Raw genomic sequence first — 14,736 nt, 5'->3', positions numbered from 1 at the left:
TGATAAGATTTAGTTAATTTAAACGCCAGTTTTGCAAAAACCTAGCCCTATGGAAATAACCCGAATATTTGATGTACTTGACTTTCAACTAGCCGATAGGCCCAAACAGGATGCTCTATCAAATAAAGTTAATGGCAGTTGGATAAAGTATTCTACCTCAGAAGTTGCTGAAATTGTAAACCAGCTCAGTACAGGTTTACTTGAGCTGGGTATAAACAAGGGTGATAAAGTTGCAATTGCTTCATTTAACAGACCGGAGTGGGTTTTTGCCGATTACGCCATATTGCAAATAGGAGCCATAAACGTTCCGATGTATCCCAATTCAACTGCAGATGACTATGCATTTATAATGCGCGATGCAGGAGTTAAACTTGTGTTTGCCGGTGATGCGGAAGTAACAGCCAAAATAAACGAAGCCAAAAAGTCGCTTGATCATAACCCGACGGTTTATTGTTTCGATGAAATCAACGCGGCCGATTACTGGAAGAAAATACTTAAACCTGCTACTGAGCAGTCACTTGAGGAAATTAAGAGCTTAAGGGATACCATAGCATACGAAGACCTAGCCACTATCATTTATACATCAGGTACCACAGGTAATCCTAAAGGTGTTATGCTTTCCCATAAGAATATATTATCCAATGCTAATTCTGTTTGCGATGCATTTGCCGTAGGTGGCCCGGAGCATCGTACCATTAGCTTCTTACCTTTGAGTCATATTTTTGAAAGAACTGCACTGTATACTTACATGCAAATGGGTGTATCTATATACTACGCTGAAAGCATGGACACGCTAGGCGAGAACTTAAAGGAAGTACAGCCTCATTTCTTCGCCACAGTTCCCAGACTACTGGAAAAAGTCTACGAGAAAATCGTGAGCAAAGGATATGAACTGCAGGGCATAAAAAAGTCTTTGTTTTTCTGGGCATTGAACCTGGCCAAACAATTTGAGCTCGATGCAAAACATGGAATATGGTACAATCTCCAGCTTAAGCTCGCCAACAAACTTATCTTCAACAAATGGCGCGAAGCATTGGGGGGAAATGTGCAATTCATCATTTCGGGCGGCGCTGCGTTGCAACCCAGTCTGGCCAATATTTTTTGGGCAGCTCAGGTAAAAGTACTCGAGGCCTACGGCCTTACGGAAACTTCACCGGGCATCAGCTTCAGCCGCTTGGATGCCATAAAAATAGGATGCGTAGGGCCAATGCTTAAAGGTGTGCAGGTGAAGATAGCTGAAGACGGCGAGGTACTCGCAAAAGGAGATAATGTGATGATGGGCTATTACAAACAACCCGAGGCCACGGCAGAAGTTATCAATTCCGACGGCTGGTTTCATACCGGCGATATTGGTGAGATGGTTGACGGCAAATTTTTAAAGATCACCGACCGGAAAAAGGAAATGTTCAAAACTTCCGGAGGGAAGTACATAGCTCCTCAGCCTATTGAAAACAAACTGGTAGAATCCTTAATGATAGACCAGGCCATGGTTGTCGGAGAATCCAGAAAATTTCCCGCTGCCTTAATCGTCCCGAATTTTGAAAAAATGAAAGATTACTGCCGCCGACATCAAATCACCTATACTACCCCTGCCGAAATGATCCTCAATGAAAAGATCATTCAGAAGTATCAGGAAGAAGTTGACCATGCCAACGAGGAATTTGCCCAGTATGAAAAAATAAAAAAATTCCGGCTGCTTGCGCAGCCATGGACAATCGAAAAAGGAGAGATGACCCCCAAGCTTAGCTTGAAACGAAAAATTATTAAGCAGCACTATCAGCAAGAGATTGACAGGATATATGAGGGTGTGTGATAGCTAAGGCTAAATATTCAATCCATAGTCGTTGAGATTGCCGAGGCTTAAATTATTTTCTTCATACTTTTCAAAATATTGTCGGAGCTGTTTGTAATCTTGATCAACATGATTGTCCAATTCTTCAATTCTTAGTTTTTCGTTTATAAGTTTATGAAAATCGTTGTCCTGTTTTAGCAAAATGCACCTTCCTCCGATTGGTTCATCAAAAGAGGATGCTCCTGCAAAGATCCCCAGCATTATACGGGGATTTTTTATTTTACCGATTCTGTAAACATGGTAAAAAGATTTATCTCGCTCTTCTGATCTCATAAGGCATGTCATGCACCCATCTTGAATTTCTAAATTTCCTGTATAACGGCGATCTTTTCCTTTTAACGTCAATCTGACCAGATGTTCTTCTCTTTCAATTTTTACTGGTGACTGAAGTATCTCGGAGTCTTTTGAATTTTTTCGAATCAAAGAGTAATAATGCCCAACATACTGCATAAGCTGTGGGTTGATTTTTATGTAGTTCTGAAAATCCATAAAACTCTTAAAACCCAAGTGCTCTACTATAGCATTTAATTTTTCCAGACGTAGATTAATTTCAGGAATCCCCTTTTTTCTCGCCTCAGTCATTTGTCCGTAAAGCTTTTCACTTAAATATCGATAATCAACATTCTCGATTGCGTCAGCTATAGTTAAGAATCCTGCTTTTTCGAGATCTACATTAAAATGATCAGTTAGATGCTTAAACATCAGATCAAGCTCTTGAATTGGCACTTCAATATTCATAATGGGGGCTTCGGTGATAAAACGTGTAGTTAAAGTAGAAAAAAAAGAACTGCGGAAAAAGTAAGGTTAAGAAACCGTCCTCACAATCGTAACCTTTGTATAGTTGATTGATCAATCACTCCGAAGCATCACTCGAGAAGGTGCTTCACTAGTCGAACCAAATGGATGAATAAAGTCTGGACCGTGAGAGTCATACTGCATTCACCCATACGGAGAGACTCCTCTCACACTTAATGGCTGAGGCCAGCGTAAGTAGATAACATTTTGACTTTCAAATACTTGAAATCCGATTGATTTCAAGAACAGGAATCGTGTTGCCTATCCAATTCTGCCTCAGCCCATTTCTAACTACAAAAATTTACTGTTATGAAACGGATAAAATTTTTTTCAATACTTACTTTGATTTTTGGCGCTTTCGCCTTTGCGTGTAATGAGGATGTTGTACGGCCCTTGGGAGGCGGTGGAGATGATGAAGACGATGATCCTATCGTTCTTCCTCCGCCACCACCACCTCCTTCGCAAAATTCAACAATTAGCGATACACTAAATATTTAATTTGGTGTTCAAACAAATGAAAAAACCATTCCAATAGGGATGGTTTTTTTCTATATTGATCTACAATTTCAAAAACATAGAACGAATGAAATAATGTTGCGTTGTCTAATTCTGGCTTTGTTGATTTCACCTGCGCTCAAAGCTCAGGTTCCTGAAAACATTCCAATCATTACTTTGAAGAAAACTCTGGATACAACTTCTTCAAATCATGAGCATCTTTATTACCAAATAGCCCAAACCTATCAGCAAGATAGATCGTACGACAGTGCTATTTCTTATTATCAAAAATGCATGAAAGGCTATATGGGCAAAAACTATGAAATTGGCATGGCTTTTACTCATAATAATCTCGGAACAGTTTACAACAAACTCGGGAAAATAGATAGTAGCATTTTTCATTATAAGGCAGCAATCCAATATTATCAAAATCAAAATGACACCACAAGCGTAGCATCGGCTCTGACTAATTTGGGTATGGTTAACAAGCAAATGGGCTCTTATTCACTGGCTTTGGAAAATCTACTGATTGCCGCCAGATTATTAGACCCTCTGGGAAATACCCAATCACTTGGAGCATGTTACAATACCATTGGCAGTATTTATGCAAGTCAGGAAGACTATGATAATGCCATAGCCTACCATAGAAAAGCACTTTCCATACGGAAATCATTAAATAATCAAAAAGAAGTAGCTTCTTCTCTAAACAATATAGGAATCATTTATCGAAACCTGGAGGAGTATGATAGTGCTTTAACATATTTAAATCAATCGTTAAAAATAAAGGAAAATCTTAATGACAAGTCTCTGGTTGCCAGCACTCTCAATAATATTGGTGGTGTGCTGATCAATCTGGATCAAATTGCGGAGGCAAAAGATTATCTGGAAAGGTCACTAAATTTAAGATCCATACATGATAAAAGTGGCAAAGCGATCACATATAATAATCTGGCTAATATTTATAACTTGCAAAACCAGCCACAAAAAGCTCTACTATATCTTGATTCTGCTCAAGCCTTAATAAAAGAAGGAGGATTTTTGTCGGAGATGGAAGACAATCTCAACTTCCGTATGCTTGCCTATGAACAACTCGGCCGCTACGATAAATCCCTCGAATGTGCCAGGGAACTAATGGTCGTCAGGGATAGCCTGCTTAATAGTGATAAGGTCCAGCGGCTGATTGAAATGCAAACCAAGTATGAGACTGAGAAGAAAGAACAATCCATAGCGATGCTGGAAACAGAACGTGAACTGCAAAAAGCTGAAATAGATCTAAGCCGCTTGTGGATTATCATCCTGGGTATTTCGGTCGTCCTGGTTTTCGTAATAGGATTATCAATATATACTAAGTTCCGTTCTGAGAGCCGCAACAAAAAGCAAATTCAACTCCTCATGCAGGAACTGCATCACCGGGTCAAGAACAACCTGCAGCTTCTTTCTAATATATTCAGTCTCCAATCGCGTACCATAACCGATGCAGGTGCGCTGGAAGCGGTGAGAAGTGGAGAGAACCGCATCAATGCCATGGCTATCATTCACCAGAAGCTTTACAAAAAAACAGAAAGCAGATCAGTCAACATTCACGATTACCTGGGCGACCTGATCAGCCAGCTTGCCGATAGTTATGGTTACGACCAACTGCAAAATGATTCAATTGAGGTAGATATACAGCCCGTCGAGCTGGATGTGGATAAAGTGATACCGATAGGCTTGATTGTGAACGAACTAGTCAGCAACTCCTTCAAGTATGCTTTTCCGGTGACCGAAAATCCGGAACTAAAGGTGATTTTACATTTGGAAAAAGATCAACTGCACCTGCGTATAGAAGATAACGGCCCCGGCTTCTCTAAGCCAGACAAGTTTGAAAGCTCTATGGGTTTGAATATTATAGAAACACTGAGCCGACAACTGAATGCAACCATTAAATGGGAAACCTCAAATAAAACCAAACTCAATTTATTAATGCCTTTAAAGTAACTCAAATGGAAAAAATTTCTGTATTGATCGTTGAAGATCAGCTTTTAATAGCTCAAAACCTGAAAGCCATATTGACGGATCATGATTTTGATGTACTGGAAACCGTAGTTAGCGGAGAAGATGCGATCGACTTAGTGAACAAAACACTTCCGGACCTGATCCTGATGGACATTCATTTGGCCGGTGAGCTTGACGGGATTGCTACGGCGGAGAAGATCAGACAAAAGCATGATATTCCCATAATATACCTGTCCGACCATACTGACAGCGAAACCGTTGACCGTGCAAAGAAAACTTTCCCGGCCAACTATCTATCCAAACCCTTCAGAACCGGTGACTTGCTGAGGGCATTGGAGATAGCTTTTGTAAATGCTGCCAAACCAGCAAAAACAACCTCAACTTCTAAACTGAAAGACCGCATATTCATCAGGATAGACAACCAAAAATCAAAAATGATCTCCTACGAAGATATCATTTACCTGGAGGCTGACCGGGCTTACAGTTCAGTGATGACAGATGAAAAGGAATATAAACTTTCGAATAACATGAGGATTATTTCTGATCAGATCAACAGTTCTGATTTTATAAAGGTGAGCAGGAAACACATTATTAATATCAACCGGGTTACCGGTATCGATGGCAACATGATCAAACTTGGGGATAAACACGAAGTACAGATGAGCAAAAGCTATCGTGATGATGTAATGAGTTGTTTCAACCTGATCAAATAAGGCTTTTGGAAACCAGAAGCTTGTGATCGGAAATTGGTTTTGTAATTCTTGCGTATCAATTTTAATATGGGGCAAAAACATGAAATTTTATGCCTTCTGATAATAAAGTATACGATGTATTTATTTCTCACGCTGTAAGTGATCAGATTGACATAGTAACTCCACTTGTTAACAAACTGGAAGAAGCTGGTATTAAAGTCTGGTGTTCCAGTACACATTTAATTGCCGGAAAGAAGTTGGATGAAACCATAAGAGAGGCGCTGATTAACTCAAAACATGGGGTGCTGGTAATTACTCATAATTATCTGGGGCGCGAGTGGCCTCAAAGGGAATTTCATGCATTATGGGCCAAAGAAAAAGCAAGAATATTTACAATATGGCATAATATAGATGAACGGGTAATTGAACAATATGATAGCCAGCTAGCAAAATATACAGCACTAAATACCAAAAAAGGTCTTGAATATGTAGCTGATCGTTTGGTAAAAGAAATCAAAAATGAGCAGAAGATACAGTCCAAACCTTTACCAAAACAGCCATCTGCAAAAATTTACACCAGTACCTTTAGCTTATTATTATTGGCAATTGCCATTTGGTTTTTCCTCATAAGAGATCTTCCCTCCGATACCCGAATCAATAATTCTATAAAGGATCGCATCCAGACCTTCCAGGCCGAGATGATGACTGATCATCAGGAGGAAATGCAAAACAGAGACGGAGAAGCTACCACCCTTGCCACCATTGATAACTTTAATGATCGCTATAATAAAATAAAAGCACACTACCGCAATGAGTACTTTTTTGAAACCGGATATTCTAAATTCAACTTTAAGAAAAATGTAGAACCGGCAGTAGATAAAAATCTGGACCTGCTGACCCCGGAAAATGCCTACGGTTTTGAGCAACCCCATATTTATTTAATCAATCATAAACCCAGTCCTCATACCCTTGATGTAAAATATATCTTTATCAACACTCTACCCACAGATTACCAAATTGTGGATGAAAATAAAGTTGATGACTACACCTACCTGGTAGAAGTGGTTTATAAAAATCATATCCGGTACCTGTCCGTGGCACTTACTTATTCCAAGCGCTCCGATTGGATGAAAAGAAGGGAGACTGTACTGCTCGGGTTTTTACCTACTGAGACGTACAAGTTTAAAAAAGAAGAGGATAAATGGGTTTTCGCCGGGCTTGAAGATTAGCCGGTTATTCGTTGGGAAAGAAAATCAATGCCTTGGGAAATATAATTTAAAACACTTAAGCCATAGTTCTTTTCTTGTGGGTAAATCGAAAACCATAAGAAAATGAACCTCAATAAAAATGAATCCCTACTCGTAAAATCCGAGTCAGAGGTGGTTGTGCTCACTACTCACAGAATCCGCTATCAGGATGACAAAGAACTAATCAGCATTATGCTGAAACAGGTTAGTGGTATAGAGGTGAAATATACCAGCCATCCGATCCTGATCATACTTGCGATAATAAGTGGCATTACCGGGGTCGTTTCATTAGGCAATTTGGCAGATCATCTATCTGTTCTGCTTTTGATTACGGCTGGGGTTTTGATAGCCCTGTTTTTTAGCTCTCGCAAACACGTCATTACCATTTCATCAGCCAGCTCTCGTTTGATATTTCATACCAAAGGCATGGGTAAGCAGGCCGTGGAAAATTTTGTGGATAAAGTTGAAGCGGCAATAGCTGAGTTATGAGCTTTCGATATCAGCGAAGGATAAACCTGGGTAAAGGCTCCCATTTGAATATCAGTAAGTCGGGGGTTTCTTTAAGCAAGCGCACAAAATTCGGCTCAGTGGGCTCTCGGGGTTTTTCAATCAAAACGGGTATTCGTGGCCTGTCCTTTAGACAAAGCTGGGGCAAAAGCTCTGGCGGATTGGTCTTCTTCTTAGCCTTTGGAGCATTACTGCTATCCGTCGTTGTAATTTATAACCTGCTCCGGCTAGTTGTTTTTGGTGTGGCTTTTTTGATAGGAAAAATAAGAGACAAAGCCTAAAATGACTAAATTAAGCTAATCACGATCAAAAACGCCTGCCATGAAAAAACTTATCAGACACTTAATGCTGCTGACCGTTCTTACTATTTTCATTGCCAATACAGCAGATGCCCAGGTTGTATATATCACCAAAACCGGAAGTAAATACCATGAAGAAACCTGTCGGTATTTAAGCCATAGCAAATATCCTATAGCGTTGATAGATGCCAAAGAGCGAGGCTATGAACCATGCAAAGTCTGTAAACCTACCACTACCATTACTCAGAAAGAAGTAGAAATTGACAATAGCAAGATCGTTGACCCACCAAGGCCCGAAAAAAATGCTGTATCCAGCCAATGCTCTGCCATAGCCAAAACCACAGGCAACCGCTGCCGGCGCATGACCAAGAATGTAAGTGGTAAATGTTGGCAGCATGAGTGAAAGCCAACTCAGCCTTGTAATTAATCCATTGGGAAATTGATTTAGGTCTTTCGGAAAATGTCTTTTTTACCCGTGAGCATAATGGTTTAATTAGTGACATAATCAAAACTTTAAAATTATGGCTAAAATTCATCCACTTCTAAAGAACTGTTTTCTCGCGATTTTGAGATTCCTATCAATCATGATGTTTAGTATGCAGATGTCATATGCTCAGCAAAACATAACTGTATCGGAGGGCACACTAAAAGTCAATGGTGTTTCTGAACAGGAGTTTTACTTTGGATTATCGGAGGGTGATGAATTGCTTATGTCCTTGAAAGAAATAAAAGGAAAAGAGCTAAAGGAAATTGAAGTTATGGAGCTTCCATCTAATTCCAAGTATATTGAATATAAATCAAGTACTATTAACAATAAGGCTATCCAAATCCAGAATACAGGAATTTATAAACTACGCTTAAAGAATTCGGCCTTGGGAGGTAGGGTATGCAGATATAAGTTAGAGAGGAAACCAGCGGATTCTAGTAAGAAGTTCAATTCTACGGTTTATTGGAATGTTAAGTATGACACAGTTTTTTACACTGTTCAAGAGGACTATTTAGCTTCAATTGATACGGCAGTTATTTCTGTAATAGGCAATAAAGTAGAAAGAGTACATTCACAAACAGCAACTAATGGTAAACCGAATAGATCAATTGTTCAAGTAGCACTCCCTCCTAATACTGTTTCTTGGTCGTATTACATCGGTGTAGGAGAAGATTCAGAAGCAATATTTCAACAGGCTGAAGAAAAAGCCATTAAAAGAAAATCCCAACTAAAGGCGGCGACTGATATTACTCAAAGTCTTGCTTCGTTTGATGGTTCCGGCTCTTCTGCATTGGCCCTTTTGGCTCTTAAAGGCTATGCCGAATTTGGTATTCCTGCCAAAGCTAATAACATTCAATACTGGTTTGTTTCAAACCATGAGAATGTGGAAAACTTTATGCAAGGCAATCAATTTTTCCAATTTGAAATGGGTAATGGCCCTTTGTCATACAAAAGGATGGAAAACCCAAAGGCAGGGACATTTTATATTTGTTTACTTAACGATAATTTAATGGAGGGTATAGATGTACATATTCGTGTTTCTGCTGTAACCATTAAAGAAAACTGGCAAAAGAGAAATGTTGAAAAGTATAGGGTTAACAGCTGGAAAGAGCCATATCTAAAAAATTAGTCATCGGGAAACCAAACCCTACCACCCGGAAAACAAATTTCCCAAACACCCTTTATCAGTCTTAATTGGCTGAAAAAGGAGAAATCATGACCAGAATATTTTTATTACGAATGGTGTTTGCAGGGGTATTATGTTTTTCGGGATGTACAGTAGAAGAGAGCAGCTGTCCCGATACCAATTGTGCAGACTACGCCGGCCAGGCTGATGCCCAGGCGGCCTACAATGCTAACCCCAAATGCCACGGTGACCTGGATGCCGATAATGATGGGGTAGCCTGTGAACAAGGGACTTCCGGCTCAGGGAGCAATGGCTGTCCCACAACAGCAAACTGCGGGTGTTCGGGTAAGAACAAAAATGAGTGTGGCGGATCCTGTTGTAAATGGGTGACAGGCTCCGGCTGCAAATGTAGTTGATCCACTTGGGGTAAGTTGCCGCAGAAGTAAACTCTGCGGCAACATCTTCCTAATCCTTCAAACTTTTCTCAAAAAACGCTGTGGATAACCCGATCGTTTTCTGGTGTACCTGATTTCTATCCACAGTGGCGTGATCACCAAAGAATATTGCAGCGTCACCCTCCATGGGCACATTGATCTCGTTGAGAAAAACATAATGACCAACCTCACCTTCAAACAGGAAAAAACCAGATCCCTCAATGAGCTGATGGTAATGGGCAGCATTGGTTTCTACAGGAGCCATTTCGTCGCCTTCTGCTCCTATGATGAAAACAGGAATGTTAATGCTTCGGACTTGTTCCTCATTTTTGAAGCCTTGCCCCAGGGCCGGGGCAATAGCCAGAGTTGCTTTGATGCGGTGATCTGCTAGTGATCCGGAGTTTTTGTACTCCTCCAAAAGCTTTTCCATAAACGCCTCATTTTTCAGCAAATCCGGTAAATCGTGCAGTTCAGGAATATCTGCCTCTTTCTCACCTTTTTCAGAGTCGGTGAATGCCATGAGCTGTTCATAATCCAGCATGCCTCCTGAAAGAGCAATAGCCGTAAAGCCGCCAAGGGAAAAACCGGCTACGACAATTCTTTCCTTATCAATCGCCTGGCCGATTTTATCATCAGACAGCAGTGCTGTGATGGCAAAAGAAATATCTTTGGGCCGTTCCCAGAATTTCAGGAATTGCTCTGGTATTTTGTTATCGAAAGTATTTCCCCAGTGATCCACCGCAGCTACCATGTATCCCTGCTTCACAAGCCCTGCAGCCAGCCACTCCAAAGTGAGCCTTCCGCCACCCGTGCCGTGGGATAACATAATCAGTGACAGTTTCTTTTCAGGTAGGGGAGCATTTCGCGTGGTTGTCTCCCTTACAAAAGGTGTCTTGAATTTTACATCAGCTTCTATGGGAGCTTTATAGCTAGGGTACCAGATCTCAGTAATTACAGGCCGGCTCCTGGACTGGTCGTATAATTCCAAAGTTTGCTGACCTATATAAGATTGGGCGCCTGCGTTACACGTGAAAAATACAAAGACTATAATGGGTAATACTTTATGCATATCGGATACTTTTTATTTTGCATAGGTACCGACTTGAGCAGTAAGAAACATTGACAAATGTCAAAAACGACGGTCTGATTTCAACCGGCTCAAAGTTTCCTGCGATATTCCCATGTAAATGGCCACGATCCGGTTTGGCAGTCGATGGATCAGATGAGGCTCATGCTGTAATATCCGCTGATACCTTTCAGCCGCGTTCATCGTCACAAACGATTCTATACGAAGGATGCTTTCCACATAATCACGTTCCAGCTCTTTGCGATATAAAGTTTCCCAACCAGGCACCGTTGCCAGCAAGGTTTGAAAATCATGATAATTGATTCTTAATAATTCTGACTTATCCACAGTATCAATCAGTGCAACAGAAGGTTGTTGTAAAATAAAGCTTGGAAATGCCGTTCCAAATCTCCCTTCAAAAGCAAAAAACCTGGTAGATTCCTTACCATCGGGCTGAATACAAAATACCCGCAAACAACCTAAATGCCTGGCTGTCTCCCCTTTGTGAAGCAGGATTTGATGCTTTTCGGTGGTTAAAGACTGAAAGCAGGAGAGGAGCTCTTCTATTTGGCTTGCGTTAAAACCATTTTCTGACTTTAGTTTATTTTCGAGCAGCTTAAACATGGGAAAAGAGATTTTCAGGATTATTGTTAAACCCTGAAAATCTCAATAAATTTATTCACTTCTCAAAGAGTTGACAGGGTTGGAGCGGGCAGCCTTGATAGACTGATAACCCACCGTGAGCCATGCGATAACAAAAGCGATTAATCCGGCGACCAGGTATAGTCCCAGACCAATGTCCACTTTATAGCTATAGTTACTCAACCATTGTGATGAAGCCCACCACGCCAACGGTACCGCAATAACAAAAGCCACAACGATCAACTTACTAAACTCTTTGGATAGCATAAATACAATACCACCAACCGAAGCCCCGAGTACTTTGCGGATACCTATTTCCTTGGTGCGTTGCTCAGCCATAAAAGCCGCCAGCGCAAACAGACCAAGACAACCAATAAAAACGGCCAGACCTGAAAACACTGTAAATACAGTAGCCACACGTTTTTCTGTTTTGTACATGGTGCCAAAATCACTATCCAGAAACGAGTAATTGAAAGGCAATTCGGGTGCAAACTTTTTCCAGGTATCCTCTACAGAAGCCAATACACTTTGTACATCTTCCGTTGCAAACTTTGCAGTGATCACACTGGCACTGCGACCCAGTGACAGGCCGACAGGACTGATATCTTCTTTCATGGATTCAAAATGAAAATCCTTTACAACACCAATCACATTATATTTATCATACACGTCCTTGGAAACCACTCCCGTTTCACCATCGAAATGGAAAGTCAACAAGCTATGATTATCACTTGACTTCTTAAACCCATAAGCCCTGAGTGCAGCTTCATTGATAATTATAGCATTGGAATCTGATGCTATCTCTTCGTTAAAATTCCGGCCATCTATTAACTCCATTCCCAATGTAGAGATATAATCCTCATCCACCCTCCAGATTTGCATGTTCACCATGTTATTCTGAGAAGGCTCCTGACCATCTTCCCAGAAGCTGATGTCACTTCGGTTATACCCATGCACCGGCAGGTAGCCTGATAAAGATGCACTGGTAATTTGAGGGAGTTGCTCAATTTCCTTTTTGAACGGATCTACCTTTTCATTGAGCATGTAGGCATCACCGATGATCAATACCTGTTCTTTGGCGAATCCCAACTTCTTATTCTGAATAAAATTCAATTGTTGATAAACCGTAGCAGTGGCTATGATCAATAAAATGCTGATAAAAAACTGAAAGATTACCAGTCCGCTTCTGATCAGACTACTACCGGTACCGAGTGCCAATTTTCCCTTCAGGACATTGATAGGTTTAAAGGCACTGAGAAAAAAAGCGGGATAAACCCCGGCCAAAACACCTATGAAAAGCGCACAAAGAAATATTACTCCATAAAAAACCGGGCTGCTTAGTGGTATTTCAATGGACTTACCGGCAAGGTCATTGAAAAAGGGAACGGCCATTGAGGCCAGAGCTATGGCGATGACAAAAGCCAGGAGGCATAGCAAAATGGTTTCGAGCAGAAACTGCTTGATCAAATGAGACCGGAATGAGCCTAATACTTTACGTACACCCACTTCTTTTGCGCGGTTCGAAGACCGGGCAGTGGATAAGTTCATAAAATTGATACACGCAATGACCAGAATAAAAATAGCAACGGCTGCGAATAAGTAAACATAAGTGATGTCTCCTGTAGGACCAATGTCAAAAATGAAACTTGAGTGTAGGTAGATATCTTGCAGCGGCTGAATATTAAACACCACATAATTTCCGGCTTCCTTAAACTCTTCCAGAGACTTGCCAATGTAAGCCATGATTTCAGGCCTCAAGTGGCGTTCCGTCATATCATTCAGTTTTTGTTCAAAAAGCTTTTCATTTACACCATCCTTGAGCAGGAAGTAAGTAAAGAAATTATTACTGAGCCACTCAGTGTTTTTGCTTTCCTCCAGAGAGGCCATTGACATGAGAAAATCAAATTGCAAATGACTGTTGGTTGGCATATCTTCATATACAGCCGTTACGTGATATTCCTCGTCACCATCAAGCGTCATGATTTTCCCCAAAGGGTCTTCTGTGCCAAAATATTTGGAGGCCATACTTTTGCTGATGGCTATAGTCATTGGATCCTTTAGCGCTGTTTCCGGGTTCCCCTCAATTAGGGGAACACTAAATATTTGAAAGAAATCCGGGTCAGAGAAGATTAACCTGTTTTCTTTAAAGCTTTCAGTCATAGCATCGGTAGTAACTAAATAGGTGCCCCGGCTGCGAAACCTCACAGCTTTCTCTACTTCCGGAAGCTCTTCTACAAGGGCAGAAGCTAAAGGAGCTGGGTTAACAGAATAGTGAAATTCATTACCGTTGAAATTTCCGTGTCTTACTACCCGATATATCCTATCCTTATGTTTATGATGACCGTCATAACTTAATTCATCAGCAACGAATAAGGAGATGAGCATACAACAAGCCAAACCGACCGCAAGCCCGGCCACATTGATGAAGGAGTAGAATTTATGCTTGGATAAACTCCTGATGGCTATTTTGAAATAATTCCTGAACATGATTTTGGGGTTGTTATTTGATAAAATGAGTGTTTGATTTTGAACCTGTTGAATTTCCTGATCAGAGCCGAAGCTTCTGATTACAGCATCGTATGCATCAATAAACCTTTGACCGGATGACATCTTTTCTTCCACCAATGTGCAGACATGGTCGAGAAGCTCCTCTTCCAGGTCTTCAAGTACTATGCCCCGATAATTGATATCTTTTTGGATATAATCTATTTGCTCATTGGAAAGCTCCATTACAAGGCGGGTTTAATTTGAAGTACGCGGCTCATCAAGCCGATGAAATCTGTGAATTCATCTACTTTCTTCAATACAGAAGACTGACCGGTTTCAGTGAGGCGGTAATATTTTCTTACCCTCTTCCCCAAGGCCACTTTCTCGGTAAGTAATAATCCTTCAGCTTCCAGTTTATGTAAAGTAGGATAGAGCGCGCCTTCCGTTAGCACCATTTGCCCTTCAGACAACTCCTTTACCTTTTGAGTGATCTCGTAACCATACATTTTACCCTCATCGGCGAGAAGTTTCAGAATGATCATCTGCAGCGTACCTTTCAATAATTCTGTTGAATGCATAAGTGTTTAATACATTAGAGTCTTAGGTATAAGA

General features: G+C 40.8%; 15 protein-coding genes. 10 read left to right on the top strand and 5 right to left on the bottom strand.

What is annotated here, in order from left to right; genetic code table 11:
- Positions 1–49 precede the first annotated feature (49 nt).
- Positions 50–1,813 (top strand): AMP-dependent synthetase/ligase, encoded by a 1,764-nt coding sequence (locus LVD17_RS08830; protein ID WP_233766176.1) that lies wholly within the window; start codon positions 50–52, stop codon positions 1,811–1,813.
- A 9-nt stretch (positions 1,814–1,822) separates the two neighbouring features.
- On the opposite strand, the gene LVD17_RS08825 is transcribed toward LVD17_RS08830, so the two are convergent.
- Positions 1,823–2,590: a hypothetical protein gene (locus LVD17_RS08825; RefSeq protein WP_233766175.1), complete on the bottom strand. Its 768-nt coding sequence runs from the start codon at positions 2,588–2,590 to the stop codon at positions 1,823–1,825.
- Between the two features lie 366 nt (positions 2,591–2,956).
- Here LVD17_RS08825 and LVD17_RS08820 point away from each other — a divergent pair, with 366 nt between their 5' ends.
- From LVD17_RS08820 to LVD17_RS08780, 9 genes are all read left to right on the top strand, one after another.
- On the top strand, positions 2,957–3,145 hold the full coding sequence (locus tag LVD17_RS08820; RefSeq protein WP_233766174.1) for a hypothetical protein: 189 nt from the start codon (positions 2,957–2,959) through the stop codon (positions 3,143–3,145).
- Between the two features lie 93 nt (positions 3,146–3,238).
- A complete protein-coding gene (locus tag LVD17_RS08815; RefSeq protein ID WP_233766173.1) occupies positions 3,239–5,119 on the top strand; it encodes a tetratricopeptide repeat protein in 1,881 nt (626 codons plus the stop codon).
- A gap of 5 nt (positions 5,120–5,124) precedes the next feature.
- Positions 5,125–5,850: a response regulator gene (locus tag LVD17_RS08810; RefSeq protein ID WP_233766172.1), complete on the top strand. Its 726-nt coding sequence runs from the start codon at positions 5,125–5,127 to the stop codon at positions 5,848–5,850.
- 89 nt (positions 5,851–5,939) lie between these two features.
- On the top strand, positions 5,940–7,058 hold the full coding sequence (locus LVD17_RS08805; RefSeq protein ID WP_233766171.1) for a toll/interleukin-1 receptor domain-containing protein: 1,119 nt from the start codon (positions 5,940–5,942) through the stop codon (positions 7,056–7,058).
- 102 nt (positions 7,059–7,160) lie between these two features.
- The gene (locus LVD17_RS08800; RefSeq protein ID WP_233766170.1) at positions 7,161–7,565 is read left to right on the top strand and encodes a hypothetical protein; all 405 of its coding nucleotides are present in this window, start codon (positions 7,161–7,163) and stop codon (positions 7,563–7,565) included.
- On the top strand, positions 7,562–7,864 hold the full coding sequence (locus LVD17_RS08795) for a DUF4236 domain-containing protein (RefSeq protein WP_233766169.1): 303 nt from the start codon (positions 7,562–7,564) through the stop codon (positions 7,862–7,864). Before LVD17_RS08800 ends, LVD17_RS08795 begins: the two co-directional genes overlap by 4 nt.
- A gap of 40 nt (positions 7,865–7,904) precedes the next feature.
- Positions 7,905–8,285, top strand: coding sequence for a hypothetical protein (locus tag LVD17_RS08790; RefSeq protein WP_233766167.1), 381 nt, complete (start codon positions 7,905–7,907; stop codon positions 8,283–8,285).
- 118 nt (positions 8,286–8,403) lie between these two features.
- Complete coding sequence (locus LVD17_RS08785; protein ID WP_233766166.1) at positions 8,404–9,498, top strand: hypothetical protein; 1,095 nt, start codon at positions 8,404–8,406, stop codon at positions 9,496–9,498.
- An 86-nt stretch (positions 9,499–9,584) separates the two neighbouring features.
- Entirely contained in the window at positions 9,585–9,911 is a 327-nt protein-coding gene (locus tag LVD17_RS08780) for a hypothetical protein (RefSeq protein ID WP_233766165.1), read from the top strand.
- Positions 9,912–9,960: 49 nt separating this feature from the next.
- On the opposite strand, the gene LVD17_RS08775 is transcribed toward LVD17_RS08780, so the two are convergent.
- From LVD17_RS08775 to LVD17_RS08760, 4 genes are read right to left on the bottom strand one after another with little or no spacing between them, the layout of a single operon-like run.
- Positions 9,961–10,998: an alpha/beta hydrolase family protein gene (locus tag LVD17_RS08775; RefSeq protein WP_233766164.1), complete on the bottom strand. Its 1,038-nt coding sequence runs from the start codon at positions 10,996–10,998 to the stop codon at positions 9,961–9,963.
- Between the two features lie 60 nt (positions 10,999–11,058).
- A complete protein-coding gene (locus tag LVD17_RS08770; protein WP_233766163.1) occupies positions 11,059–11,619 on the bottom strand; it encodes a Crp/Fnr family transcriptional regulator in 561 nt (186 codons plus the stop codon).
- 51 nt (positions 11,620–11,670) lie between these two features.
- Positions 11,671–14,367 carry an ABC transporter permease gene (locus tag LVD17_RS08765; RefSeq protein WP_233766162.1) on the bottom strand — a complete coding sequence of 899 codons (2,697 nt, stop codon included), beginning with the start codon at positions 14,365–14,367 and terminating at the stop codon, positions 11,671–11,673.
- A complete protein-coding gene (locus tag LVD17_RS08760) occupies positions 14,367–14,702 on the bottom strand; it encodes a PadR family transcriptional regulator (RefSeq protein ID WP_233766161.1) in 336 nt (111 codons plus the stop codon). Before LVD17_RS08760 ends, LVD17_RS08765 begins: the two co-directional genes overlap by 1 nt.
- Positions 14,703–14,736 lie beyond the last annotated feature (34 nt).

The organism is Fulvivirga ulvae (assembly GCF_021389975.1).
In the GTDB taxonomy this organism is placed as follows: domain Bacteria; phylum Bacteroidota; class Bacteroidia; order Cytophagales; family Cyclobacteriaceae; genus Fulvivirga; species Fulvivirga ulvae.
This window is presented reverse-complemented; position numbering and strand designations above follow the sequence as displayed.

Coding starts and splice junctions, on each gene's coding strand:
- LVD17_RS08830 (WP_233766176.1), top strand. CDS start 50: ATGGAAATAACCCGAATATTTGATGTACTTGACTTTCAACTAGCCGAT.
- LVD17_RS08825 (WP_233766175.1), bottom strand. CDS start 2,590: ATGAATATTGAAGTGCCAATTCAAGAGCTTGATCTGATGTTTAAGCAT.
- LVD17_RS08820 (WP_233766174.1), top strand. CDS start 2,957: ATGAAACGGATAAAATTTTTTTCAATACTTACTTTGATTTTTGGCGCT.
- LVD17_RS08815 (WP_233766173.1), top strand. CDS start 3,239: ATGTTGCGTTGTCTAATTCTGGCTTTGTTGATTTCACCTGCGCTCAAA.
- LVD17_RS08810 (WP_233766172.1), top strand. CDS start 5,125: ATGGAAAAAATTTCTGTATTGATCGTTGAAGATCAGCTTTTAATAGCT.
- LVD17_RS08805 (WP_233766171.1), top strand. CDS start 5,940: ATGCCTTCTGATAATAAAGTATACGATGTATTTATTTCTCACGCTGTA.
- LVD17_RS08800 (WP_233766170.1), top strand. CDS start 7,161: ATGAACCTCAATAAAAATGAATCCCTACTCGTAAAATCCGAGTCAGAG.
- LVD17_RS08795 (WP_233766169.1), top strand. CDS start 7,562: ATGAGCTTTCGATATCAGCGAAGGATAAACCTGGGTAAAGGCTCCCAT.
- LVD17_RS08790 (WP_233766167.1), top strand. CDS start 7,905: ATGAAAAAACTTATCAGACACTTAATGCTGCTGACCGTTCTTACTATT.
- LVD17_RS08785 (WP_233766166.1), top strand. CDS start 8,404: ATGGCTAAAATTCATCCACTTCTAAAGAACTGTTTTCTCGCGATTTTG.
- LVD17_RS08780 (WP_233766165.1), top strand. CDS start 9,585: ATGACCAGAATATTTTTATTACGAATGGTGTTTGCAGGGGTATTATGT.
- LVD17_RS08775 (WP_233766164.1), bottom strand. CDS start 10,998: ATGCATAAAGTATTACCCATTATAGTCTTTGTATTTTTCACGTGTAAC.
- LVD17_RS08770 (WP_233766163.1), bottom strand. CDS start 11,619: ATGTTTAAGCTGCTCGAAAATAAACTAAAGTCAGAAAATGGTTTTAAC.
- LVD17_RS08765 (WP_233766162.1), bottom strand. CDS start 14,367: ATGGAGCTTTCCAATGAGCAAATAGATTATATCCAAAAAGATATCAAT.
- LVD17_RS08760 (WP_233766161.1), bottom strand. CDS start 14,702: ATGCATTCAACAGAATTATTGAAAGGTACGCTGCAGATGATCATTCTG.